This is a genomic window from Paraburkholderia sp. SIMBA_030 (genome assembly GCF_046535245.1).
Lineage (GTDB): Bacteria > Pseudomonadota > Gammaproteobacteria > Burkholderiales > Burkholderiaceae > Paraburkholderia.
Genome location: NZ_JAWRXB010000022.1, coordinates 83,071 through 107,738 on the forward strand (window position 1 = coordinate 83,071; position 24,668 = coordinate 107,738).

The 24,668-nt window shown below is 63.1% G+C and carries 27 protein-coding genes; 22 read left to right on the plus strand and 5 right to left on the minus strand.

Annotated features, from left to right (window positions below; translation table 11 throughout):
* Window positions 1-83: 83 nt before the first annotated feature.
* Window positions 84-830 (minus strand): 2,3-diphosphoglycerate-dependent phosphoglycerate mutase, encoded by a 747-nt coding sequence (gpmA, locus tag SB772_RS31330; protein ID WP_410837029.1) that lies wholly within the window; start codon window positions 828-830, stop codon window positions 84-86.
* Between the two features lie 137 nt (window positions 831-967).
* Between gpmA and SB772_RS31335 the strand changes: the two genes are divergently transcribed.
* From SB772_RS31335 to SB772_RS31350, 4 genes are all read left to right on the plus strand, one after another.
* Window positions 968-1,393 carry a rhodanese-like domain-containing protein gene (locus SB772_RS31335; RefSeq protein WP_341313351.1) on the plus strand — a complete coding sequence of 142 codons (426 nt, stop codon included), beginning with the start codon at window positions 968-970 and terminating at the stop codon, window positions 1,391-1,393.
* Complete coding sequence (grxC, locus tag SB772_RS31340) at window positions 1,390-1,653, plus strand: glutaredoxin 3 (RefSeq protein WP_410837030.1); 264 nt, start codon at window positions 1,390-1,392, stop codon at window positions 1,651-1,653. The genes SB772_RS31335 and grxC overlap by 4 nt, the downstream gene beginning before the upstream one ends.
* Window positions 1,654-1,815: 162 nt before the next feature.
* Entirely contained in the window at window positions 1,816-2,286 is a 471-nt protein-coding gene (gene secB / locus SB772_RS31345) for a protein-export chaperone SecB (protein ID WP_410837031.1), read from the plus strand.
* Between the two features lie 22 nt (window positions 2,287-2,308).
* A complete protein-coding gene (locus SB772_RS31350; RefSeq protein WP_410837032.1) occupies window positions 2,309-3,307 on the plus strand; it encodes an NAD(P)H-dependent glycerol-3-phosphate dehydrogenase in 999 nt (332 codons plus the stop codon).
* Between the two features lie 42 nt (window positions 3,308-3,349).
* On the opposite strand, the gene trmL is transcribed toward SB772_RS31350, so the two are convergent.
* Both trmL and SB772_RS31360 read right to left on the minus strand, forming a co-directional pair.
* Complete coding sequence (gene trmL / locus SB772_RS31355; protein ID WP_410837033.1) at window positions 3,350-3,820, minus strand: tRNA (uridine(34)/cytosine(34)/5-carboxymethylaminomethyluridine(34)-2'-O)-methyltransferase TrmL; 471 nt, start codon at window positions 3,818-3,820, stop codon at window positions 3,350-3,352.
* Window positions 3,821-3,838: 18 nt separating this feature from the next.
* Window positions 3,839-4,633, minus strand: a complete 795-nt coding sequence (locus SB772_RS31360; RefSeq protein ID WP_410837034.1) for a phosphoribosyltransferase family protein — start codon at window positions 4,631-4,633, stop codon at window positions 3,839-3,841.
* An 83-nt stretch (window positions 4,634-4,716) separates the two neighbouring features.
* Here SB772_RS31360 and SB772_RS31365 point away from each other — a divergent pair, with 83 nt between their 5' ends.
* The 8 genes from SB772_RS31365 to SB772_RS31400 all read left to right on the plus strand — a co-directional run bounded on the left by SB772_RS31365 (window position 4,717) and on the right by SB772_RS31400 (window position 11,935).
* Window positions 4,717-5,682: a methyltransferase domain-containing protein gene (locus SB772_RS31365; RefSeq protein ID WP_410837035.1), complete on the plus strand. Its 966-nt coding sequence runs from the start codon at window positions 4,717-4,719 to the stop codon at window positions 5,680-5,682.
* A gap of 293 nt (window positions 5,683-5,975) precedes the next feature.
* The gene (locus SB772_RS31370) at window positions 5,976-6,449 is read left to right on the plus strand and encodes a DUF2244 domain-containing protein (RefSeq protein ID WP_410837036.1); all 474 of its coding nucleotides are present in this window, start codon (window positions 5,976-5,978) and stop codon (window positions 6,447-6,449) included.
* A 66-nt stretch (window positions 6,450-6,515) separates the two neighbouring features.
* Window positions 6,516-8,150 carry a cytochrome c oxidase subunit II gene (coxB, locus tag SB772_RS31375; protein WP_410837037.1) on the plus strand — a complete coding sequence of 545 codons (1,635 nt, stop codon included), beginning with the start codon at window positions 6,516-6,518 and terminating at the stop codon, window positions 8,148-8,150.
* A 44-nt stretch (window positions 8,151-8,194) separates the two neighbouring features.
* Window positions 8,195-9,808, plus strand: a complete 1,614-nt coding sequence (ctaD, locus tag SB772_RS31380; protein ID WP_410837038.1) for a cytochrome c oxidase subunit I — start codon at window positions 8,195-8,197, stop codon at window positions 9,806-9,808.
* A 109-nt stretch (window positions 9,809-9,917) separates the two neighbouring features.
* A complete protein-coding gene (locus SB772_RS31385) occupies window positions 9,918-10,052 on the plus strand; it encodes a cytochrome oxidase small assembly protein (RefSeq protein ID WP_410837039.1) in 135 nt (44 codons plus the stop codon).
* Window positions 10,053-10,095: 43 nt separating this feature from the next.
* Window positions 10,096-10,704 (plus strand): cytochrome c oxidase assembly protein, encoded by a 609-nt coding sequence (locus tag SB772_RS31390; protein WP_410837040.1) that lies wholly within the window; start codon window positions 10,096-10,098, stop codon window positions 10,702-10,704.
* 32 nt (window positions 10,705-10,736) lie between these two features.
* Complete coding sequence (locus tag SB772_RS31395) at window positions 10,737-10,946, plus strand: DUF2970 domain-containing protein (protein WP_341313338.1); 210 nt, start codon at window positions 10,737-10,739, stop codon at window positions 10,944-10,946.
* 131 nt (window positions 10,947-11,077) lie between these two features.
* Complete coding sequence (locus SB772_RS31400; protein WP_410837041.1) at window positions 11,078-11,935, plus strand: cytochrome c oxidase subunit 3; 858 nt, start codon at window positions 11,078-11,080, stop codon at window positions 11,933-11,935.
* A gap of 178 nt (window positions 11,936-12,113) precedes the next feature.
* On the opposite strand, the gene SB772_RS31405 is transcribed toward SB772_RS31400, so the two are convergent.
* Window positions 12,114-12,323: a twin transmembrane helix small protein gene (locus SB772_RS31405; protein WP_007179452.1), complete on the minus strand. Its 210-nt coding sequence runs from the start codon at window positions 12,321-12,323 to the stop codon at window positions 12,114-12,116.
* A gap of 111 nt (window positions 12,324-12,434) precedes the next feature.
* On the opposite strand from SB772_RS31405, the gene SB772_RS31410 reads away from it, so the two are divergent.
* From SB772_RS31410 to SB772_RS31435, 6 genes are all read left to right on the plus strand, one after another.
* Window positions 12,435-13,151, plus strand: coding sequence for an SURF1 family protein (locus tag SB772_RS31410; RefSeq protein WP_410837042.1), 717 nt, complete (start codon window positions 12,435-12,437; stop codon window positions 13,149-13,151).
* 67 nt (window positions 13,152-13,218) lie between these two features.
* Window positions 13,219-13,881, plus strand: coding sequence for an SCO family protein (locus tag SB772_RS31415; protein ID WP_410837043.1), 663 nt, complete (start codon window positions 13,219-13,221; stop codon window positions 13,879-13,881).
* 21 nt (window positions 13,882-13,902) lie between these two features.
* Entirely contained in the window at window positions 13,903-15,012 is a 1,110-nt protein-coding gene (locus tag SB772_RS31420) for a COX15/CtaA family protein (protein WP_410837044.1), read from the plus strand.
* A gap of 5 nt (window positions 15,013-15,017) precedes the next feature.
* Complete coding sequence (cyoE, locus tag SB772_RS31425; RefSeq protein ID WP_410837045.1) at window positions 15,018-15,923, plus strand: heme o synthase; 906 nt, start codon at window positions 15,018-15,020, stop codon at window positions 15,921-15,923.
* Between the two features lie 4 nt (window positions 15,924-15,927).
* Entirely contained in the window at window positions 15,928-16,545 is a 618-nt protein-coding gene (locus SB772_RS31430; protein WP_410837046.1) for an SCO family protein, read from the plus strand.
* 287 nt (window positions 16,546-16,832) lie between these two features.
* Window positions 16,833-17,645 carry a MetQ/NlpA family ABC transporter substrate-binding protein gene (locus SB772_RS31435; protein ID WP_410837047.1) on the plus strand — a complete coding sequence of 271 codons (813 nt, stop codon included), beginning with the start codon at window positions 16,833-16,835 and terminating at the stop codon, window positions 17,643-17,645.
* 109 nt (window positions 17,646-17,754) lie between these two features.
* On the opposite strand, the gene SB772_RS31440 is transcribed toward SB772_RS31435, so the two are convergent.
* A complete protein-coding gene (locus SB772_RS31440) occupies window positions 17,755-18,681 on the minus strand; it encodes a GNAT family N-acetyltransferase (protein ID WP_410837048.1) in 927 nt (308 codons plus the stop codon).
* A gap of 375 nt (window positions 18,682-19,056) precedes the next feature.
* Between SB772_RS31440 and SB772_RS31445 the strand changes: the two genes are divergently transcribed.
* The 4 genes from SB772_RS31445 to ptsP all read left to right on the plus strand — a co-directional run bounded on the left by SB772_RS31445 (window position 19,057) and on the right by ptsP (window position 24,593).
* Window positions 19,057-19,791: a GntR family transcriptional regulator gene (locus tag SB772_RS31445; RefSeq protein WP_410837049.1), complete on the plus strand. Its 735-nt coding sequence runs from the start codon at window positions 19,057-19,059 to the stop codon at window positions 19,789-19,791.
* Window positions 19,792-19,885: 94 nt separating this feature from the next.
* Window positions 19,886-20,989: an N-acetylglucosamine-6-phosphate deacetylase gene (gene nagA / locus SB772_RS31450; RefSeq protein WP_410837050.1), complete on the plus strand. Its 1,104-nt coding sequence runs from the start codon at window positions 19,886-19,888 to the stop codon at window positions 20,987-20,989.
* Window positions 20,982-21,989 carry an SIS domain-containing protein gene (locus SB772_RS31455; protein WP_410837101.1) on the plus strand — a complete coding sequence of 336 codons (1,008 nt, stop codon included), beginning with the start codon at window positions 20,982-20,984 and terminating at the stop codon, window positions 21,987-21,989. Before nagA ends, SB772_RS31455 begins: the two co-directional genes overlap by 8 nt.
* A gap of 39 nt (window positions 21,990-22,028) precedes the next feature.
* A complete protein-coding gene (gene ptsP, locus SB772_RS31460) occupies window positions 22,029-24,593 on the plus strand; it encodes a phosphoenolpyruvate--protein phosphotransferase (RefSeq protein WP_410837051.1) in 2,565 nt (854 codons plus the stop codon).
* The last annotated feature ends 75 nt before the right edge of the window (window positions 24,594-24,668 follow it).

Below are 24,668 nucleotides of genomic sequence, written 5' to 3' on the forward strand. Positions count from 1 at the left end.
CCGGCATGTGTTGCCGGCAGGCGCCGCCCGTTTGCCGCGCTTTGCCGCATTATTCAGCGCGGGGCTGCGGCAGCGCGACGGAATCAGCCCGCCTTGCCTTGGTTTGCGACAGCGGCTTGCGCCTTCGCGATTGCTTCCTGGTCGCCCAGATAGTAGTGCTTGATCGGCTTCAGGTTTTCATCGAGTTCATAAACGAGCGGCACGCCGTTCGGAATGTTCAGGCCGACGATGTCGTCGTCCGAAATGTTGTCGAGGTACTTCACCAGCGCGCGGATGGAGTTGCCGTGCGCGGCGATCACCACCTTGCGGCCCGACTTGATGGCGGGCGCGATCGACTCGTTCCACAAAGGCAGAACGCGCGCCACGGTGTCTTTCAGGCACTCCGTGAGCGGCAATTGCTCGCGTGGCACTTTCGCGTAGCGCGGATCGTCATAGGGCGCGCGTTCGTCCGACGGATCCAGCGCGGGCGGCGGCGTGTCGTAGCTGCGGCGCCAGACCAGCACCTGCTCGTCGCCAAATTTGGCGGCGGTTTCCGCCTTGTTCAGTCCCGACAGCGCGCCGTAGTGGCGTTCGTTCAGGCGCCATGAATGCACCACCGGCAGATACATCAGATCCATCTGGTCCTGCACGTGCCACAAGGTGCGGATCGCGCGCTTGAGCACCGACGTATAGGCGATATCGAACGTGTAGCCGGATTCTTTCAGCAGCACGCCGGATTGCTGCGCTTCGCGGTTGCCCTGCTCGGTCAGGTCGACGTCGACCCAGCCCGTGAAGCGGTTTTCCTTGTTCCACGTCGATTCGCCGTGGCGGATGAGAACGAGTTTGTACATGAGGTTGCCGGTCGGTAGTAAGGAAGCGGTAAAGCGCTGCGAGGCCCGTCTTGAGGAGCGCCGCCATCGCGTCAGACGGTTATTTTATAATGGGCGAATTGCCCTTTTCGATTTCTCTCTTTTTCGGCGGATTTTCCGTGAAGTTTTTCACTGATTACACAAACCTTGTACTGATCGCGATCGTCCTCATCTCCGGTGGGTTGCTGCTGTGGCCGACGATCAGCCGGCGTGGCCGCGGCGGCCTGTCGGCCGCTGAAGCGACCCAACTGATCAACCGTCGCAATGCGGCGGTCATCGATCTGCGTCCGTCGGCCGATTTTGCCAAGGGCCATCTGCCCGCGGCACGGCATCTTGAATTTGCGGAGTTGCAGGCGAAAGTCGCGCAACTGGTGAAGAATAAGAGCAACCCGGTGCTGCTGGTTTGCCAGACCGGCCAGCAGTCGAACAAGGCGGCGCGTATCGTTCAGGACGCAGGGTTCGCCGAAGTCCACGTTCTCGAAGGCGGTGTCGACGCCTGGCAGAAGGCCGGCATGCCGGTGGTGAAACAAGGAGCAGCGAAGTGAGCAAAGTGATCATGTACAGCACCCAGGTGTGCCCGTATTGCCAGATGGCCGAACGTCTTTTAAAGTCGCGCGGCGTCGAGCACGTCGAAAAGGTGCTGATCGACAAGGATCCGGCCCGTCGCGACGAAATGATGAGCCGCACCGGCCGTCGCACGGTCCCGCAGGTGTTCATTGGCGAGACCCATGTCGGCGGGTACGATGATCTGTCCGCGCTCGATCGCGCGGGCGGTTTGATGCCGCTGCTCGAAGCCGCTGCCTGAAGCCGCCTGAACTCGCGCGCCACCCGGCGCGCAAGAGTCGGGTGGCGCGAAACAAGCCGGCGCGTCGGCGTCCCTGCAAGGGCGGCGATGCGCTGCAACGATCTGGCGGTCCGTGAACGAATGGGCCGCCGCCATGTATATAAATCAGGGAATCATCCAATCATGTCCGACGAGAATAACCAGCCGTTCTTCAATATCCAGCGCATCTATCTGAAGGACATGTCGCTCGAGCAGCCGAATTCGCCGGGCATTTTCCTCGAGCAGGAAATGCCGTCGGTCGAAGTCGAAGTCGACGTGAAGGCTGAGCGCCTAGCCGACACCGTGTTCGAAATCATCGTCACGGGCACCGTGACGGCCAAGGTGTCGGACAAGGTTGCGTTCCTGATCGAAGCCAAGCAAGCCGGCATTTTCGACATCCGCAACATCCCGGCTGAACAGATCGATCCGCTGGTCGGCATTGCTTGCCCGACGATCCTGTTCCCGTACCTGCGCTCGAACATCGCCGACGCGATCACCCGCGCCGGTTTCCCGCCAATCCACCTCGCCGAAATCAACTTCCAGGCCCTGTACGAGCAGCGTCTCGCGCAGATGGGCGGCCAGGATGGCGCGGCGCAACACGGCGTCACGCATTAACGCGTCGCGCGCGGTGCCGGCTATGAAGGTCGCCGTTCTCGGCGCCGGCGCATGGGGCACAGCCCTCGCCGGCCATCTGGCCGTGCGGCACGACACGGTGTTGTGGGCGCGCGACTCCGCGCTCGTTGCCGATCTCTCCACTTCGCATGAAAACGCCCGCTATCTGGCGGGCGTTGCCTTGCCGTCGGCGCTGCGCTATGAAGCGGACTTAAGCGCTGCGCTCGATCACGCGCTGGTCGACGACGCCTTGTGTGTCGTCGCGACGCCCGTGGCCGGTCTGCGCGGTCTGTTCCGGGCGATGCGCGACGCGGGCAAAGTGCCGGCGCATGTGGTGTGGTTGTGCAAAGGTTTCGAGGCCGACTCGCAGTTGTTGCCGCATCAGGTGGTCGCCGTCGAATTGCCGGGGCACGGCAGCAACGGCGTGCTGTCCGGTCCGAGCTTCGCGCGCGAAGTCGGGCAGGGCCTGCCGGTCGCGTTGACGATCGCGAGTGCATCGGCGGCTTGCCGCGAGCGCACGGTCGCCGCGTTCCATCACGGCGCCATGCGCATCTATACCGGCGACGACGTCGTCGGCGTGGAAGTGGGCGGTGCGGTGAAGAACGTGCTGGCGATCGCGACGGGTATTGCCGACGGCCTCGGCCTCGGTCTGAATGCACGCGCGGCGCTGATCACGCGCGGCCTGGCTGAAATGTCGCGTCTCGGCGTGACGCTCGGCGGACGGGCGGAAACGTTCACCGGTTTGACCGGGCTGGGCGATCTGATTCTGACCGCGACGGGCGATCTGTCGCGCAATCGCACGGTCGGCGTGCAACTTGCCGCGGGCCGCACGCTCGACGATATTCTCGGCGGCCTCGGTCACGTGGCCGAAGGTGTGCGTTGTGCGCAAGCTGTATTGGCGATCGCTCGCGCGCATGCGATCGAGATGCCGATCACTCAGGCGGTCTGTGCCGTGCTGTTCGACGGCGTGGCCCCGCGTGACGCCGTCAGCGCCCTGCTGCGGCGCGATTCGAAAGCCGAATAAGACGGCGCTGCTCGCGCACTGCGAAGCCGAATTGAAGCGCCGTCAGACGCCGCCTTCGAAGCCGGTCTGACGCCACGCTTCGAACACCACGACCGCGACCGTGTTCGACAGATTCAAACTGCGGTTGTCCGGCCGCATCGGCAGACGCACCCGCTGCTCGTTGGCGAATTGATCGAGCACGGTGTCGGGCAGGCCGCGCGTTTCCGCGCCGAAGACGAACCAGTCGCCGGATTGAAATGTGTGCTCGTGAAAGCGGCCGGAGCCGCGCGTGGTGAACGCGAACATGCGCGCCGGATCGGGCGATTCCCTGGCGATGAGCGCGGCCCAATCGGCGTGCACGTTCATTTGCGCGTACTCGTGATAGTCGAGACCGGCGCGGCGCAGTTTGGCGTCGTCGAGCGGAAAGCCGAGCGGCTCGACCAGATGCAGCCGCGCGCCGGTGTTGGCGCACAGGCGGATGACGTTGCCGGTGTTCGGCGGAATTTCCGGTTCGACGAGAACGACATTGAACATGATGGTTTCAGGTGGAGACTAGTTTTTCGGCGTGCGCAGAGCGACGAAGTTGCTGACGCGCCGCACACCGGCTGCCTTCAGTGTGCGCGCCAGCGCTTCGAGTGTGGCGCCGGTCGTCATCACATCGTCGACGATGCCGACGTGCAGACCCCGCACCGGTTTCGCGACGTGGAATGCGCGGCCGACGTTGAGCCGGCGCGCGTCGAGGTCGAGCCGCGATTGCGGCGCGGTATGGACGAGCCGATGCAGCAGGGTTGCATCGCTGCGAACCTTCAGCGCGCGGGCCAGCGGTTTGGCGATTTGCCACGCCTGGTTGTAGCCGCGTTTGGCCAGGCGTTTGTTCGCGAGCGGCACGGGCGCGATCACGTCAGGCCATGCCGACGGATCGGTTAGCAAGTCCTCCGCAAGGTGCGCGAGGCGCTGCGCAAATTCTTGCGCCAGCATGAGCCGAGCGCGAAATTTCAGACCGAGCGCGAGGGTGTCGAGCGGCGCGCGGTAGTCGGCGAGCGCAAAGGTGGCATCGAACGGCGGCGGCTCACCGATGCAATCCGCACACCGATAGTGCGCGCGACCCGCGTGCCGCGTTCCGGGCAACGGAACGGCGCACACCGTGCAACGCAATCTGCTTTCATTCCAATACGCTTCGTCACAACCGGCGCAAAACGTCCTATGTGACAAATTGCCGCACAGTGCGCACAGGTTCGGCAGCGCGGCATGCACCACGTGCGGCCATGCCGAATGCAAGCCGCGCGCAAAACGCGCGAAACGTGCGGTCGGGCCGCCGGGAGACGAAGAAAAAATGCGAAATGGCACGATTGGACTGCCCGCGAAGGCTTTCACGCTGAAGGGAAGGAAGCGAGCGAGTATACTTCGGGCTCTTCGCCAGTATGACACCCATGTCCCCAACTCCCGCTCAATCTGGCCGTCCGGCCTATGATTCCCGGCGCCTCAGGCGGATTTTCGACCGCCGTGCAGCGACCTTCGACGACGTCGCCTTCCTGCCGCGCGAAATCGCACAACGCATGCGCGAGCGTCTCGACTACATCAAGGTCACGCCGGCGAGCGTGCTCGACGCGGGCTGTGGCGCGGGCGAAGACATTCCCGCGTTGCGCGAACGCTTTCCCGAGGCGCCCGTGTTCGGCGCCGATCTGTCGCACGTCATGCTCAGCCGCGCGCTGCGACACGATTCCGGCGACACGAGCTGGCGCCGCTTTCTGCCGGCAACGCTTGGCAAGGCGCTCGGCGCGCGCGGTCCGCGATTTGCGCAGGCCGACTTCTCCGTGCTGCCGTTCGCTGCCGGCGCCTTCGAATTCATCTGGTCCAATCTCGCGCTGCACTGGCATTCGCGGCCGGATCTCGTGTTTCCCGAGTGGCAGCGCGTGCTGAAAGTGAACGGCCTGCTGATGTTCAGCACGCTCGGCCCCGACACGCTGAAAGAATTGCGCGGTGCGTACGCCGAGGTCGAGGCCGCGCACGGCGTGAGCTCGCGCGCGCATGTGATCGACTTCGTCGACATGCACGATCTCGGCGACATGCTGGTCGAGAGCGGTTTCGAAATCCCCGTGATGGACCAGGAAACGCTGACTATTACTTATAAGACGCCCGAGTCGCTGCTCGCGGACGTGCGCCGTTGGGGCGCGTATCCGTTCGAGCGCGAAGCGCCGTCGAATTCGTCTGCGCGCCGGCTGCACAGGGCTTTGCTGGCGGCGCTCGAAGCCCGGCGGCGTGCCGACGGCACGATCGCGCTGACCTTCGAAGTGATCTACGGGCACGCATGGAAAGCCGTGCCGCGTACCACAGCAGAGGGGCATGGGATCGTGCGGATCGAGGATATCGGAAGAGGCTTGCCGAAGAATCGTTGAAGCGGTAAAGAGGACATCTGTTATGTCTGAAATTACCGCTTCGAAAGACGCCCGGATGGTACGTCAAAACGGCGCGGAGGCTTGTCGCGCCTGGCTTGTGAGCCAATAGAGGCTTGCTTGTGGATGCTATGGATCGCGCCTATAATGCGTCAGTTTGTCGCCCGGAGTTCCCACATTTGGGGCGACAGGCCCGAGGCGCAGGGCTGCAGGATGAGGGTGACGCGGCGGTAATTGAGCGGCCGGCAGCAGTGGTCGCAAGCGTGGCCGCGGGCGGCGATTCGCGGGAGGCAGCGATGGATGCATCAGATCTGTTGGCGAATTCAGAACCGGTACTCAAAGACTGGACGATGAAACGGAACTGTTCGATATCGCCGCGACAGTTCGTATGTTTCTACGTGTCGCTTGCATTGTTCTCGCTGGCAATTGCTTTCATGCTGGTTCTGGTCGGCGCCTGGCTGGTGTTGCCGTTCACCGGTATTGAATTGCTGGCGGTGGGCATCGCGTTTGCCATATATGCGCGCCATGCTGTCGATTACGAGCGCATCCGGTTGTTTCAGAACCGGCTCGTTATCGAGCAGGTCAGCGCGGAGCAGCTCACGCAGTTCGAATTCAATCCGCGCTGGGTGCGGATCGAGGCGGGCGCAACGCCGCGTGACCAGATCAAACTGGTCTCGCGCGGCCAGACGATCATGATCGGGCAACATCTCGCGCAGTATCGGCGCGCGCAGTTCGCAGGCGAATTGCGTATGTGGCTCGCGCGTTGTTAGACGCGTCGAGGCGCGCGGCGTTCACGGGGAGCGCGGGGCAGCCTGCCAGCGGGGTCGAGGGTTTGAATGGAAATTTTGGGTAAGGAAGCTATGAAAACAATCAAGCGAGCCCTCATGGGTGTGCTGGCGATGAGCGGACTGCTTTTCGCCGGTGCCGCCCTGGCAGTGGGCGATGTTCCGGGCGGCCCTGCCGTCAACGAGATCAATCTCCAGCCGCCTGCGACAAAAATCGCTGAGGAGCTCTTCAGCCTCCACATGTTCATGCTGGTTCTCTGCACGGTGATCTTCATCGGCGTGTTCGCTGTGATGTTCTATTCGATCTTTGCCCACCGCAAATCGAAAGGTCACAAGGCTGCTAACTTCCACGAAAGCACCACCGTCGAAATCATCTGGACGATCGTGCCGTTCGTCATCGTCGTGCTGATGGCGCTCCCCGCCACCAAGACCGTCGTCGCGATGAAGGACACCACCAACGCCGACGTCACCATCAAGGTCACCGGCTACCAGTGGAAATGGGGCTACGACTACGTGAAGGGCCCGGGCGAAGGCATCAACTTCCTGTCCACGCTGGCCACGCCGCGTGCGGAAACCGACGGCCGCCAGCCGATTTCCACCACCTACCTGCAGGAAGTCGACAATCCGCTCGTCGTCCCGGTCGACAAGAAAATCCGCATCATCACCACCGCGAACGACGTGGTCCACTCCTGGTACGTGCCGGCTTTCGGCGTGAAGCAGGATGCGATTCCGGGCTTCGTGCGCGACACGTGGTTCAAGGCCGACAAGGTCGGCACGTTCCGCGGCTTCTGTACCGAACTGTGCGGCAAGGAACACGCATTCATGCCGGTGGTGGTCGAGGTGCTGTCGGCTGACGACTACGCGAAGTGGGTCGATACGCAGAAGAAGAAAATGGCCGCCGGCCAGGACGATCCGAACAAGACCTATACGCTCGCAGAATTGATGGAGCGCGGCGGCAAGGTGTATGCAACCAACTGCGCGGTCTGCCACCAGCCGACCGGCAAGGGCGCAGGCGCATTCCCGGCGATCGACGGCAGCAAGATCGCCAACGGCCCGCTCGCCGAGCACGTGAGCCTGGTGCTGAAGGGCAAGAACGCGATGCCGTCGTGGGCGCCGACGTTGAACGACGTCGAAATCGCCTCGGTCATCACGTACGAACGTAATTCTTGGGGCAACCACACCGGCGATCTTCTCCAGCCGAAGCAGGTTGTGGACGCCCGTAACGGCAAACTGCCGGAAGGCGGCAACCATCTGGCCGACGCGGGCGCAGCGGCTAGCGGCGCGACCGCGGCTTCGGGTGCAGCGGCAGCTTCGGGTGCAGCGCCAGCCTCGGGCGCCGACACGGCTTCGGCCGGAGCGGACAACGCCGCGGCATTGCCGGCAAACGTCTACTTCGAGACCGGCAAGAGCACGCTGCCGGCCGACGCGAAAGCAGCCGTCGACGCAGCCTCGGCCTATGCGAAGGCGCATCCGGACGCGAAATTCACGCTGTCGGGTTTCACCGACGCCACCGGTTCGGCCGACATCAACGCGAAGCTCGCGAAGAGCCGCGCCGAAGCCGTGCGCGACGCGTTGAAAGCAGCCGGCATCGCCGAAGACCACATTATTTTGAAGAAGCCGGAAACGATCACGGGCGGCACCGACGCGAAAGAAGCCCGGCGTGTTCAGATCAGTCCGGCTGCCTGACGTGTTCATGGTCAGCACCGCAGTATTCGCATTAGGAGATTGTAATGTCTAGCATTGGACACGATGTAGTCGCGGGCCACGAGCACGTGCACGGCGACCATGCCCACGAAACGCCGCACGGCTGGCGTCGTTGGCTGTTCGCAACCAATCACAAGGACATCGGTACGCTGTACCTGATCTTCTCGTTCACCATGTTCCTTTCCGGGGGCGTGATGGCGCTGATGATCCGTGCCGAGTTGTTCGAGCCGGGTCTGCAGATCATGCGTCCCGAGTTCTTCAACCAGTTGACTACCATGCACGGCCTGATCATGGTGTTCGGCGCGATCATGCCGGCGTTCGTCGGATTCGCGAACTGGATGGTGCCGCTGCAAATCGGCGCATCGGACATGGCTTTCGCGCGGATGAACAACTTCAGCTTCTGGCTGTTGCCGGTGGCTGCTGTTCTGCTGGTCGGTTCGTTCTTCGCGCCGGGCGGCGCGACCGCCGCAGGCTGGACGCTGTACGCACCGCTGTCCACGCAGATGGGCCCGGGCATGGACTTCGCGATTTTCGCGGTTCACTTGATGGGTGCTTCGTCGATCATGGGCGGGATCAACATCGTCGTGACGATCCTGAACATGCGCGCGCCCGGCCTCACGCTGATGAAGATGCCGATGTTCGTGTGGACGTGGCTCATCACCGCTTACCTGCTGATCGCCGTGATGCCGGTTCTGGCAGGCGCGATTACGATGGTGCTGTTCGATCGCCACTTCGGCACGTCGTTCTTCAACGCGGCAGGCGGCGGCGACCCGGTGATGTACCAGCATATCTTCTGGTTCTTCGGGCACCCCGAGGTGTACATCATGATCTTGCCGGCGTTCGGGATCGTTTCGCAGGTGATCCCGGCGTTCTCGCGCAAGCCGCTGTTCGGCTATAGCTCGATGGTGTACGCAACGTCGTCGATCGCGATTCTGTCGTTCATGGTCTGGGCGCACCACATGTTCGCAACCGGCATGCCGGTAACGGGCCAGCTGTTCTTCATGTACGCGACGATGCTGATTGCAGTGCCGACGGGCGTGAAGGTGTTCAACTGGGTCGCAACCATGTGGCGCGGTTCGCTGTCCTTCGAAACGCCTATGCTGTTCGCGGTCGGCTTCCTGCTGGTGTTCACGTTCGGTGGCCTCTCGGGCCTGATGCTCGCGATGGCGCCGCTCGATATCCAGTATCACGGTACTTATTTCGTGGTGGCGCACTTCCACTACGTGCTTGTTGCGGGTTCACTGTTCGCGCTGTTCTCCGGTTGGTATTACTGGGCGCCGAAGTGGACCGGCTGGATGTACAACGAAACGCGCGGCAAGATCCACTTCTGGGCGTCGATGTTCTTCTTCAACCTCGCGTTCCTGCCGATGCACTTTGTCGGTCTCGCAGGTATGCCGCGTCGTTACGCCGACTATCCGGCGCAGTTCACCGACTGGAACCAGGTCATCACGATCGGTGCATTCGGCTTCGGTCTCGCACAGGTCTACTTCCTGTTCGCGGTCGCGCTGCCGGCCTATCGTGGCGGTGGCGAGCTTGAAGAAGCGGGCGACAAGCCGTGGGATGGCGCAATGGGCCTCGAATGGACTGTGCCGAGCCCGGCTCCGTTCCACACGTTCGAAAATCCGCCGACCGTCGAGTAATCAGCATTCGGTGAAGTTAACGGTTCCTGCAGCAGTGCTGCCGGAACCGGGCAGCCACCCCAGCGGTGGCTGCAACCTGGTAGTCACGAAAGTATTCGGAAAGTCGAGCATGACGCGCAATCCACAGGAAAGACGTACGCCGGAACAGATTCGCGCGAGCAACAAGCGGACAGGTTTTGTGATGCTCGCCATTGCTGCTGTCTTTTTCGCGAGCGTCATCATCAAGCAGTGGTGGTTCTCCTGACACGGCCGTTCGAGTCCTGTGTGCAGGTTTGTTGAGGATTGAGATGTCGAGGCAACCGCCGGCTCAGGCCGACCGCTCTTTTAACCGTTCGATGCTGATCAAGCTCTTCGTCGTCGCGCTGATGATGTTCGGGTTTGGTTTTGCACTGGTTCCGATGTACCGCGCGATCTGCCAGATCACCGGCATCAATAACCTTGTGCAGCGTGATGCAACGGTGCGCGAGGCGAAGAACACGCAGGTCGATATGAGCCGCACGATTTCGATCGAATTCGATGCGAACGCGCGCGGTCCGCTGGGTTTCAAGCCGGAGCAGCGTAGTCTGGACGTGCATCCGGGCGAAGTGACGACGGTGATGTACGAGCTCAGCAACGAACAGGCACGCACGATTCAGGCGCAGGCCATTCCGAGCTACGCGCCGAAGCAGGCGACCGAGTACTTCAAGAAGATCGAATGTTTTTGTTTTACGCAGCAAACTTTGACGGCGAATCAGACAAAGCGGATGCCAGTGGTGTTCGTGGTCGATCCGAAATTGCCGAAGGATGTGAAAACGATCACGTTGTCGTACACGTTCTTTGAATTGAACACGCCGGCGGCGGCCGGTACCGCGGCACCCGCGGGCAGGACGGCGGCAACCACCGCCAATCCCGCCTGACGGCGTTGCCACGGGCGAAGGAATCAAAACGTATGAGCGATAACAGCGGCGGCCCGCGCAAGAGCAGTTTCGGCCAGTCAATGAAAGCCGTGTTCTGGTCGTTTTTCGGGGTGCGCAAGCGGCGCGATCTGGAAGCGGATGCGACGCAGCTGAACCCGCTGCATGTGGTTGCAGCAGCGCTGATCAGCGTAGCCATCCTGATCGGCGTGCTGATCCTGATCGTGCACGCCGTAGTGGGTTGAGGCTGCCGGCAGGCGAGTAGTGCAGGGTGGAGCAAAGCCCACGAATTAGAGTGAAGCGGTGCGGTATCGACGCGCCGTAGAAGATACAGCCGGAGATTCCGGAACAACTGGACTGAAGTGGAGAATCAAGAATGAGCGGTCAAAACGAGAGCCCGTACTATTTCGTACCGCATCCGTCGCGGCATCCGATCAGCGCCGCGGTCGGATTGCTGGTCATGCTCGGATCGCTTGCGGCCTGGATCAATGACCATAGTCTGGCGCCGATCGGCGTCGTCGTCGGTCTGCTGTGGCTGCTCTATACGTTGTGGCACTGGTTCGGCGACGCGATCGCGGAATCGGAAGGCGGCATGTACGGCAAAAATGTCGACAAGTCGTATCGCTGGAGCATGAGCTGGTTCATCTTCTCCGAAGTGATGTTCTTCGGCGCATTCTTCGGTGCACTGTTCTATGCCCGTGAGATCGCGCTTCATCAGCTCGGCAGCCTCGACTACAAGCTGATCTGGCCGGATTTCTCGGCGGTGTGGCCGAACAACGGTCCGGCCGCGCTGGTGTCGACCTTCAAGTCGATGCAGCCGTGGCCGGTGCCGACCATCAACACGGCGCTGCTGCTTTCGTCGGGCGCCACGCTGACGGTTTCGCACCACGCGCTGCGCGAAGATCATCGCAAGAAGGCAATCGCCTGGCTGGCCGCAACGCTCGTGCTCGGCGTCTCCTTCCTGTTCCTGCAAGGTTTCGAATACTTCCACGCGTACAACGAACTGAACCTGACGCTGTCCTCGGGTGTGTATGGTTCGACGTTCTTCCTGCTGACGGGCTTCCACGGTTTCCACGTGTTCCTCGGCGGCACGATGCTGGCGGTGGTGCTGGTGCGGATGATCCGCGGGCATTTCACAGCAGAGCATCATTTCGCGTTCGAAGGCGCTGCCTGGTACTGGCACTTTGTGGACGTCGTGTGGCTCGGGTTGTACGTCGTCGTGTACTGGCTATAACGCAGTCTGGCCTGCGTCGTACCGGTTACCCGGAATCGGTTACCTGGAATGTGCAGGTCGTTCGCGCAAGGCTCTTCAGGGGCGCTGCGCACGAGCAGTATGCAAGATCTATGCAGCGCCGCCCTCGACCCTGTCAGGGCGGCGTTTTGCTTGATGAAGCAGATTATTTGCGCAGCGCTCAACGCCCGTAAGGAATACCGGTCGACTGAATCCAGCCCATCCAGTGTGCGAACAGGATGAACAGGAATAGCGAGATCGACAGGCCCACCCGCGTGGCGAGCGACCAAACCATTCGTTTGGTTTTGCCCTTGTCATGCATCATGAAGTACAGCGCCGACACCATGCTGGCGATGATCAGGACAAAGGCGATGGGAACGAGAATGTGCATGGATCCAACTGAAACCGGAAAGCGCCGAAGCGAAACAGTTATTATCGCACCGCGCGTCCACGTCTGCCGTGTGTTCCAGGCGGTGCCGCAAGCTGCGGCGGGGTGCTTTCGATGAAGATCCGCTGGATTCCCGCGCTATTGATTCTGCTGGTCATTGCGGTGACGCTGCGGCTCGGTTTCTGGCAGCGCGATCGCGCGCATCAGAAGGAAGCACTCGAAGCACGCATCACGCAGTTCGAAAACGCGCCCGCGCAGATGGTCGGCGCCGCGCCGGTCGAACTGAAGGACATCGAATTCCATCGCGTGCAGGCGCGCGGCAGCTTCGTCGCGGACAAAGTCGTCTACCTCGATAATCGTCCGTATAACGATCAGCCGGGCTTTTATGTCGTGATGCCTTTTAAACTGGCCGGCGGCGGATACGTGCTGGTCAATCGCGGCTGGCTGCCGCGTAACGTGAACAATCGCGAGACCATCGCGCCGTACACCACGCCGCAAGGCGAAATCGAAATCGAAGGCATTGCGCGGGCCGATGCCTCGCGCGCATTCGAGTTGGGGCAGGGCGGTTCGGCCGCGCATCAGCCGATCCGCCAGAATCTGGATACCACCGCCTACGCCGCGGAAACCGGTTTGCCGCTGCAATCGTTCGTGATCCAGCAATTGAGCGACGACGGCGACAAGTTGGTGCGTGACTGGCCGGCGCCGACGAGCGGCGTCGAGCGCAATTACGGCTATATGTTCCAGTGGTGGGGCATGGCGGTCGCGGCGCTGGTTTTTGGTCTGTACGCCGCGCGCCGCGCAGCAAAGAAAGAGCACGCGCCGAGCGTGTAATGCATCGCGCGCGGTTGCCCGGCCTATGCGCCGCCGAAACCGCGCAATCATTGATAGAGGTCCTGTAGTGTCGACGCAATCTCCCCGTTCGCCGCAAGCCGGCAAACCCGCTGCACCGAAAGTGATTCCCGGCCAACCGAATGGCGAGGGATCGTGGAAGCGCGGCCGCTGGATGCTGCTGCTGCTGGCGCTCATCTGCGCCGCGCCGATCGTCGTGTCGTATTTCACGTACTACGTGATCAAGCCGAGCGGCGGCAGCACGAGCTACGGCACGCTGGTCGAGCCGCAGCGGCCGATCCCCGAGTCGCTCGTCGTGACCGGCGAGGACGGCAAGCCGCTCAAGCTCGCTTCGCTTCGCGGTCGCTGGCTGCTGATCTCGGTCGACGGCAGCGCGTGCGACAAAGCTTGCGTCACCAAGCTGTACTTCATGCGACAAATCCGCGCAGCCCAGGGTCCCGAGCGCGAGCGCGTCGTCGAGGTGTGGTTGCGCACCGATGCAGGCAACGTTGCCGACGTGATACAAAAGGCCTATCCCGACACCGACATGCTGATCGCCGACCCGGCGCAGGTGTCCGCGTGGCTGCCCACCGCCAACGGCAACAAAATCGGCGACCATATCTACATGGTCGATCCGAACGGTAACCTGATGATGCGTTTCCCGAAAGATCCGAACCCGAGCAAAATCAAGGGCGACGTGACGAAGCTGCTCAAATGGTCGAGCATCGGCTGATGCCGCAACAAGGGTAGAGAGATGTTCGTACTGCAACTGGCTCTGATCGGCCTGTGTATCGCGTTGTTGCCGCTGTCCTATGTATGGGTCAAGGCCGACGACAACAAATTCCGCAAGCTGGTCTGGCTTACGACCTTCCTGACGCTGGATCTGGTGATGTTCGGCGGCTTCACGCGCCTCACCGATTCCGGCCTCGGCTGCCCGGACTGGCCGGGCTGCTATGGCACCTCATCACCGTTCATCGCGCATGCGGCGATTACCGCCGCGCATCAGGCGATGCCTACCGGGCCGGTCAGCATGACGAAGGCCTGGATCGAGATGATCCACCGTTACTTCGCCATGGCGATCGGCGTGCTGATCATTGCGCAGACGCTGATCGCATGGACCGCACGTATCAAGCGCCGCCCGCTTCATGTTTCGCCCTGGTGGCCGACTTCGCTATTGCTGCTGATCCTCGTGCAGGGCGCGTTCGGCGCGTGGACCGTGACCATGAAGTTGCAACCGGTCATCGTGACCACCCACTTGCTGCTCGGTCTCGCGCTGCTCGGCACGCTCGGCTGGCTGGCCGCCCGGCAGACGCCGCTGCCGGCTTACGAGCCCGAAGCGGCGCGCTGGCGCGCGGCGGCGATCACGAGCCTCGTGCTGCTTGTCGTGCAAATCGCTTTGGGCGGCTGGGTCAGCACGAACTACGCAGTACTCGCCTGTACGGATTTCCCGACCTGCAACGGCCAATGGGTCCCGCCGATGGACTTCGCGCACGGCTTCCATCTGTGGCGCGCGCTCGGTATGACCGGCGACGGCGACATGATCACGCAAGACGCGCTGGTTGCGATCCACTGGACCCACCGCACGTTCGCGATCGTGGTGGTCGCCTATCTGGTGTGGTTCGCGCTGAAACTGCGCCGTTTCGAGTCGCTGCGGCGGCCGGCGAACGGCGTGCTGCTGGTCGTGCTGATTCAATTTATTACCGGCTTGTCGAACATCGTCCTGCAATGGCCGTTGCCGATCGCGGTCGCGCATAACGGTGGCGCCGCGATCCTGCTGCTTCTGCTCATTATGTTAAACTTTCGGATCGCTTATAGCCGTCCCGGCCGCGCCGTGTTGCCTGCGCGCGATGCCGCGCCAGCGTGACCCTCATGGACAGCACAACACTCTCCCAAACGCCCGCTAGCCGGGCCTCCCAGTACATCGCCCTGACGAAGCCGCGCGTCACGCAGCTCGCTGTGTTCTGCGCGGTGATCGGCATGTTCCTCGCGACACCGGGCATGGTGCCGTGGACCGTGCTGATCGGCGGCACCGTCGGCATCTGGCTGCTGGCCGGCGCGGCGTTCGCCATCAATTGCCTGGTCGAACAGAAAATCGACGCGAAGATGCGCCGCACCTCGTGGCGGCCTTCCGCGCGCGGCGAAATCACCACCACGCAGATCCTGCTGTTTTCGGCCGTGCTCGGCGGGCTTGGCATGTGGACGCTCTACACGTTCGCCAATCCGCTGACCATGTGGCTCACGCTTGCGACTTTCATCGGCTATGCGGTCATCTACACATTGTTGCTGAAGCCGGCCACGCCGCAGAACATCGTGATCGGCGGGGCTTCGGGCGCGATGCCGCCGGCGCTCGGCTGGGCCGCGGTCACCGGTCACGTGCCGGGCGATGCATGGATTCTCGTACTGATCATCTTCGTGTGGACGCCGCCGCATTTCTGGGCGCTCGCGCTGTATCGCCGCAAAGACTACGAAAATGCCGGTTTGCCGATGCTGCCGAACACGCACGGCGAGAAGTACACGCGGCTGCATATTCTGCTGTACACCGTGATCCTGCTCGCGGTCACGATGATGCCGTTTATCTCCGGCATGAGCGGCGTGGTGTACCTCGCGGCAGCGGTGCTGTTAGGCGCCGTGTTCCTCGCCTATGCGTGGAAGATTTATCGGGAATATTCCGACGACCTGGCGCGTAAAACCTTCCGTTACTCGATCGTTTATCTGTCGCTGCTGTTCGCCGCGCTATTAATCGACCACTATGCGCGCGTCCTGATCGGCGCGTAACATCATGCTCAAAGACCGCTTCGCGCGCACGGCGCGTGCTGCCGTGATTGCTTGCGCGCTTGGTGGCGCGCTGCTGGTAGCCGGCTGCGGCAAGCAGCCGCCGGCGTTCCAGAACGTCGATATCACCGGCAATAGCCAATTCGCCAACAACTTCTCGCTGCCCGACACGGACGGCAAAATCCGCACGATGGCGGATTACAAGGGCAAAGTCGTGGTGCTGTTCTTCGGCTACACGCACTGTCCGGACGTCTGCCCGACGACGATGGCCGAACTCTCGCAAGCGCTCAAGGAACTCGGCCCCGAAGACGCGAAACGCGTGCAGGTGCTGTTCGTCACCGTCGATCCGGAGCGTGACACACCGGCCTTGCTGGCGCAGTACGTGCCGGCGTTCAACCCGACGTTCGTCGGTTTGCGTCCGGCCGATCAGGCGCAACTCACCAAGATCACCAAAGACTTCCGCGTCTATTACGCGAAGGTGCCGGGCAAGACACCGGACAGCTACACCATGGATCACACCGCGGCGAGCTATGTGTTCGACCCGGACGGCAAGCTGCGGCTTTTCGCACGCGACGGCCAGGGCGCGACGCCGTGGGTTCACGATATCAAGCTGCTGCTGGGTTGATACTTTGATGTGCTTGGGCGCACGCATCGGCCGCGCGCCCGTTTCGAAACGCTTCCGCGATAACCCTCAAGCCGGGATCGGCAACTTCACCCCCGTCTGCGCGACACAGTGAGCGCGTTTCGCGTGAACGGCGCCGATGCAGTGCATAACCATATGCAATCCTGATATTTCCCCTCGCGTGGGACGTATGAGACCATTTGCGGTCCAGTTGGCGGCGCAGCGAAATCAGAACACCTGCCGCCGGCTTCCACCCGAATCTGACATCGATCAGAGAAAGCGAGAATCATATGCAGCGCAGGAACATCCTTAAAGCCCTCTCGGCAGTGGTCGCCAGCGCGGCGATCGTCACCAGCTTCGGCGCGCACGCCGACGAAAAGGTCATCAAGGTCGGCACCATCGGCGGCCCGGATGCGCAAATCTGGGAAGTCGTCACCAAAGTCGCGAAGCGTGAAGGCCTGAACGTGAAGGTCGTCGAATTCAACGATTACGTGCAGCCGAACGCCGCACTCGACGCGGGCGACCTCAACGCCAACAGCTTCCAGCATCAGCCGTACCTCGACAGCCAGGTCAAGCAACGCGGCTACAAGATCGTCAATGCCGGTCTCACGTACATCTCGCCGCTCGGTATCTACTCGAAGAAGCTGAAGTCGCTGAAGGATCTGCCGCAAGGCGCGAAGGTCGCGGTGCCGAACGATCCGTCGAACGAGAATCGCGCGCTGCTGCTGTTGCAAGCGCAAGGCGTGATCAAGCTGAAGGCCGGCGCAGGCACGAACGGCAATAACGCTACCGCGCTGGATGTCGCTGAAAATCCGAAGAAGATCAAGCTGGTCGAACTCGACGCCGCGCAACTGCCGCGCTCGCTGTCGGACGTCGACGCTGCCGCGATCAACACGAACTTCGCTTTGGCCGCCGGCCTGCAACCGACCAAAGACGCGATCACGCTCGAAGACATCCGCAGCCCGTACGCGAACCTGATCGCCGTGCGCGCGCAGGACAAGGACAAGCCGTGGGTCAAGAAGCTGGTCGCGGCCTACCAGTCGGAAGACGTGCGTCAGTTCATCAAGACGCAGTTCAAGGGTTCGGTGGTGCCGTCGTTCTAGGCGACTGCGCGTAACCTGCGCTGCCAGGTAAAAACGCCACGGAAAACCGTGGCGTTTTTTAACCGAACCTCCGCGCGTTCGTGCGTCGCATACGCCGGCGAGCCCGGGGCTACAACGCCAGTTCCCATCGCTCGATCGTCAGATCCTTGCCGAAACGCCGCTCCGCGCTCGTGCCGGCGAGCTGAAAACCAGCGCGCTCGCAGAGCCGCTGCGGCTCCTTGAGTGTGCTGGCGGTGGTGAGCGTGAGCTTGGAGTAACCCGCGCGCCTGGCGAACCGCACGCCTTCGCTCATCAGCTGCGTGCCGATGCCCAGACGCCGCACGTCCGGTTCGACCCACAGAAGCCGCATGCCCGCTACCGTCGTCGAGACCCCGACGATGCACACAGAACCCACCACCATGCCGTCCTGCTCGGCAATCCAGCACATCTCGCGCACCGGATCGTGACGTTGCGAGTAATCGGCGACGACGCGTGCGAGCAAGCCTTCGAACGATTGGTCCCAGCCATATTCCGCAGCGAACCACTGTGCCTGCCGGTGCACGAGCCAACCGCACTCGCCCGCGCGCGGCGGGCGCAGGATCACGAGTTCGTGCCGCAGCCTGCGGTCGAGCAGCCGCTCGATCAGCTTCATCGCGGCGATCAACTGCTCCTGGGAGAGCCACGTGAGGCCGTTCAGCACCGCCGACACCTCTTCGATTGCCGCCGTATCGAGTGGCGCGTATGCGGCGTGCCCGCCGTCGGTGAGGGCGATCAACGACTGACGCGCGTCCGTGTCGGACGGCCGCCGCGTAATCAGGTTGCGCCGTTCGAAGCTGGTCAGAAGGCGGCTCAGATAACCGCTGTCGAGTCCGAGATTGCGCCCGAGCACCGAGGCCGTCTGTGCACGTCCGCGAGATAGCTCGTGCAGTACACGCACTTCCGTCAGCGAGAAGGCGCTCTTTGGCAAGCGCTCATGCAGCGCGCCAATGTGCTGGGTGTAGAAGCGATTGAAATGGCGGACGGCCTGAGCACGCCGCAGCGCCTCGGAATCAGTCAAATGCGGCTCCCCGGGGATTTTTACTGGCTTGGTACACAGAACTATATGGGAACGTCTCCCATTAAAAAAGCCGCCCCGGCAAGGAGAGCGCGTCAAACTGGTATCGGAAAGGTATCGATTTACGATGATTCCGTCATTCGGGATGAGAACCCGTGCGGACCGCTTCAGCACCTTCCGGTATCTCGAATACGGGTAAATCCTGATCCCCGAAACCCACCTTCAAAGGACCCGGAACAGCCGTCCAACGCGCCTCCAGTAAGGCTTTCCGGCACTGCGGACCAGCATGAGACCAGTTGGTTGACTGGTATTATGTTGGTTATATAATGGGCTCTCGTTTTCGTAGGCCACACTTCTCAAGACGACCGCCGGAGCCCCATGGAAACTCGCTGGTCCGCACTGATGCCTGACGCCCGCAACGTCACGCCGCTCTATTTGCAGCTCGCGCGCAATCTTGCGACGGCGATCCACTGCGGCGTGTGGTCGGCGGGCGAGGCGCTGCCGTCGGAGCGCACGCTGTCGGACGCGATCGGCGTGTCGCGCATCACCGCGCGCAAGGCGATCGAACTGCTGGTCGAGCAAGGGCTGATCCGGCGTGCACGCGGCGCAGGCAGTTTCATTACGCCGCGTGTCGAAGATCCCCTGTCGCGGCTCACCGGCTTCACGAAGAAAATGCAGCAACGCGGATTCCGGCCGGATTCGGTGTGGCTCGAGCGCGATATCCGCGCTGCCAACCGCGACGAGCTGGTGCACCTCGGCCTGTCTCCCGGCGCGGCGGTCGCGAGTCTGCGTCGCCTGCGGCGCGCGGACGGCATCGTCATGGCGGTCGAACATTCCGCGTTGCCGGTGGCTATCGTGCCCGACCCGCTGGCGATCGGCGTGTCGCTTTACAGCTATCTCGAACAACGCGGCGCCGCCGTCGTGCGCGCGTTGCAGCACTTTCGCGCGGTCAACGCGTCGAGCGAGATCGCCTCGCTGATGGACATCGAACCGCGCTCGGCGCTGCTGGTCATTACCCGTATCGGCTATAGCGCCGACCAGCGCGCGATCGAACTGACCGACACCTATTGCCGCGACGATTACTACGATTTTGTCGCTGAATTGCGCACCTGAGCGGGCGGCTCGACCGGCCACGACCCAATATCAGGCGCGGCGCCGGACAGCGCGATTCAGTCACACCCCGTATCACGCCTCACCAGAGAGACTCATGCTGACCGGAAACATACTCACCACCAATGGGTGGATTCACGGCACGCTCGAATACGAAAACGGCCGCATCACGGCGCTGACCGGCGAACGCGTCGATCCGTCGACGAACGACGCGCCATACATCCTGCCAGGCTTCATCGATCTGCACGTGCACGGCGGTGGCGGCGCAGACGTGATGGAAGACGGCGATGCGATCGAAACCATTACCCGCACGCATGCGCGTTACGGCACCACCAGCCTGCTCGCCACCACGATGACCGCGCCGCGCGACGAGCTGATGCGCGTGGTCGCGGGCCTCGGCGACGTGGCGCGTATCCGCACGCCGGGCGGTTCGCGCGTGCTCGGCGTGCATCTCGAGGGGCCGTACATCAATCCCGGCAAGCTCGGCGCGCAACCGGACGCCGCGGTGTCGGCGGTGATGGACGAAGTGCTGAAGTATCTGTCGATCGCGCCGATTCGCGTGGTCACGTTGGCGCCTGAAATCGCCGGCCACATGGAGATCATCTCCGAGATGGCGGCGCGCGGCGTGCGCGTGCAGCTCGGCCATTCGCTGGGCACCTACGACGACGCCGTCGCCGCGCTCAAGCACGGTGCCTGTGGCTTCACACATCTGTTCAACGCGATGTCGCCGCTGCATCACCGTAACCCCGGCCTTGTCGGCGCGGCGCTCGCGCACGCCGAGTTCGCCGAAATCATTCCCGATTTGCTGCACGTCCATCCGGGTGCGATCCGCGCTGCGTTGCGCGCGATTCCGCGTCTGTATGTGGTCACGGACAGCACCTCGGCCACCGGCATGCCGGACGGCGAATACCGCCTCGGCAGCCAGCATGTGACGAAGTGTCTCGGCGGCGTGCGTCTCGCCGATGGCACGCTCGCCGGCAGCACCCTGACGATGGATCAGGCGCTGCGCAATCTCGTGTCGATCGGCTTGCCGATCGCCGATGTGTCAAATCGTTTGTCGCGCTATGCCGCCGACTACCTCGGCATCGAAGACCGCGGCCGCATCGCGCGTGGCGGGTGGGCCGATGTGGTCGTATTCGACCGCGAACTGGCGTTGACCGCGACTTACGTCGAAGGAGAATCGATTGTCGAATATGCTTAACGAAGCGCTGGCGTCCGCTGAAACGGTCGCCGCGCAACTCACGGATACCTCGCGCGTCGAGGCGCTGGCGGCCAGCCTCGCGGCGCAGCCGCGCCATGTTGCGCTGACGGTCGCGCGCGGCAGCTCGGACCATGCGGCGAGCTATTTCGCAAGTCTGACGATGAGCCGCATCGGCGTGCCGGTGGCGTCGCTGCCCATGTCGGTGGCGACCTTGCAGCAGGCGCCGCTGCAGGTGCGCGATCAGCTTGCGCTGGCGTTCTCGCAGTCAGGCAAGAGCCCCGATCTGGTCGGCACGATGCAAGCGCTGCGCAATGCCGGCGCGTTGACCGTCGCCGCGGTGAACGCGCCCAGCTCGCCGTTGGCCGATGCGTGCGAATGGCATCTGCCGCTCGTCGCCGGTCCTGAACTGAGCGTCGCGGCCACCAAGAGCTATATCGCGATGCTGTCGATTTCGGCGCAACTGGTTGCGCACTGGCAGCAGGACGACGCACTGCTCGGCGCGTTGAAGACGCTGCCCGACGCGTTGCGATCCGCAGGCAAGCTCGACTGGTCGAAAGCGATCGACGAATTGCGCGGCATCGAACGGATGATCGTGATCGGCCGTGGTCTGGGTCTAGCAATTGCACAGGAAGCCGCGCTGAAATTGAAGGAAACCTCCGGTATCCAGGCGGAAGCGTTTTCGAGCGCCGAAGTGCGTCATGGTCCGATGGAACTGATCGACCGCGACTATCCGCTGCTGGTATTCGCACCGCGCGGACCGGAACAAGCCGGCTTGCTGCAACTCGCGCGCGACATGCAGGCGCGCGGCGCCCGCGTGCTGCTCGCCGCGCCGGACGACGTGCCCGACGCAAGCTTGCCGCTTGCCGCCACCGCTCATGCGGCGCTCGATCCGATCGCCGCGATCCTGTCCTTTTACGTGATGGCCGCGGGTCTAGCCGCCGCGCGCGGGCGCAATCCCGATGCGCCGCGCCATCTCAACAAAGTCACCGAAACTCACTGATCGAGAAATCAGATGCGACGTGTCGAGGAGTCCCGCTTGATGAGCCATTCTGAAGGCCATATTGTTTTGCTCGCGCCGATGACCGGTCCTGTCGTGCCGCTGGCGAACGTACCCGACCCGGTGTTTTCGGGCGGCATGTTCGGCGACGGCATCGGCGTCGATCCGCTCGAGGGCCGGCTCGTCGCACCGTGCGACGGCACCGTCACCCATCTCGCGCGCACCGGTCACGCGGTGACGCTGGCCACCGCCGAGGGCGCGGAAATTTTGCTGCACGTCGGTATCGATACGGTCGAACTGAACGGCAAGGGTTTTGCGCCGATGGTCGCGCAAGGCGCGCAGGTTCGTACCGGCGACGTGTTGATCGAGTTCGATCAGGACCAGGTTGCGTTGAATGCGCCGAGTCTCGTGTCGGTGATCGCGATTGCCAATTCGGATGCGTTCGAGATCGTCGAGCGCGTCGAAAGCGGCATGCTGAAGGCGGGCGAGACGCCGCTGCTGGTGCTGCGCGCCCGCAGCGGCGTGGCGGCTGAGGCAGCGCGGCAGGCGAGTGCCGCCAACGTGACCGAAGAAGCACGTCAGCAAGTGACGCTGGTCCACGCGGGCGGTCTGCATGCACGGCCGGCTGCGCGTGCTCGTGAAGCCGCGCGCGGTTTCGATGCGCGTGTCGAAGTGCGTTACGAAGGGCGCAAAGCGCCGATCGAAAGCGTGGTCGGTTTGCTCGGTCTGGGTGCGGGGGAGGGCGCGACCGTCGAGTTGCTCGGCGTAGGTCCGCAAGCGGCAGCCGCAATCGAAGCGATTGCCCACGAATTGACGCGCGAAGCGCACGGCGAAGTCGAAGAAAAACCGGCGCGTCAAAGCTCGCCGGCGCCGCAACCGCTCGCGCGCCCAGTGGGCGAACCGCTGGCGCCGAATACGCTCGCGGGCGTGTGCGCGGCGCCGGGCGTTGCGGTGGGCAAGCTGGTGCGTTGGGACGACGCGGATATCGATCCGCCGGAACAAGCGAATGGCACGTCCGCGGCTGAGAGCCGTCTGCTCGACAAGGCCATTGCCACTGTCGATACGGATCTCGGCACGACCGTGCGCGACGCGTCGCAACGCGGCGCGGTCGGCGAGGCGGGCATTTTCGCGGTGCATCGCGTGCTGCTCGAAGACCCCACCTTGCTCGACGCCGCGCGCGATCTGATCAGCCTCGGCAAGAGCGCCGGCTTTGCATGGCGCGAAGCGATCCGCGCACAGATCGGCATCCTGACGAAAATCGAAGACGCGCTGCTGGCCGAACGTGCCGCCGATCTGCGCGACATCGAAAAGCGTGTGCTGCGCGCGTTGGGTTATTCAAACGCGGCAGCGCGCACGTTGCCCGAGGAAGCCGTGCTGGCAGCCGAGGAATTTACGCCGTCGGATCTGTCGTCGCTTGATCGCTCGCGCGTGACCGCGCTGGTGATGGCGCGTGGCGGTGCGACCTCGCACGCGGCGATTCTCGCGCGTCAGGCGGGCATTCCTGCGCTGGTGGCAGTCGGCGATGCATTGGATGCGATTCCCGACGGTACGCAAGTGGTGGTGAACGCCACCAACGGCCGCCTTGAATTCGCACCCACCGAACTCGACCTCGAACGTGCGCGTCTGGAGCGTAGCCGCCTTGCCGACGTGCGCGAAGCGAACCGCCGCACTTCGCAACAAGCCGCAGTCACAGCCGATGGCCGCGCGATCGAAGTCGCCGCCAACATCGCCACGCTCGACGACGCGAAAACCGCCGTCGACAACGGCGCCGATTCCGTCGGCCTGCTGCGTACCGAACTGCTGTTCATTCACCGCGCGCAGGCACCGACTATCGACGAACATCGTCAGAGTTACCAGGCAATCGTCGACGCGTTGAGCGGCCGCACCGCGATCATTCGCACGCTCGACGTCGGCGCCGACAAGGAAGTCGATTACCTGACGCTGCCGCCTGAACCGAATCCGGCGCTTGGGCTGCGCGGCATCCGCCTTGCGCAAGTGCGCCCGGACCTGCTCGACGACCAACTGCGCGGCCTGCTCGCCGTGCAACCGCTCGGCGCCGTGCGCATCCTGCTGCCGATGGTGACCGATGTCGGCGAACTGATCCGCATCCGCAAACGTATCGACGAATTCGCCCGCGAGTTGGGCCGTACCGAACCGATCGAAGTCGGCGTGATGATCGAAGTGCCGTCGGCGGCCTTGCTCGCCGATCAACTGTCGCAACACGCGGACTTCCTGTCGATCGGCACCAACGATCTGACGCAATACACGCTCGCCATGGACCGCTGCCAGGCCGATCTCGCGGCGCAAGCCGACGGCTTGCATCCGGCGGTGCTGCGGCTGATCGCGGCGACCGTGCAGGGCGCCAGCAAGCATGGCAAATGGGTCGGCGTCTGCGGCGCACTGGCGGGCGATCCGCTTGCGATGCCGCTGCTGGTCGGCCTCGGCGTGACCGAACTCTCGGTGGATCCGGTGTCGGTGCCGGGCATCAAGGCGCGGGTGCGCAATCTCGACTATCAGCTGTGCCGTCAACGCGCGCAGGATGCGCTGGCGCTCGAGTCGGCACAGGCGGTAAGAGCAGTGAGCCGCGAAACCTGGCCGCTGGACTGAACCTCACACGGTCCGCAACCAGCTTCGCTCAATAACCACGTAAAGCTAGAACTCGACGACGATCGACGACGAGAC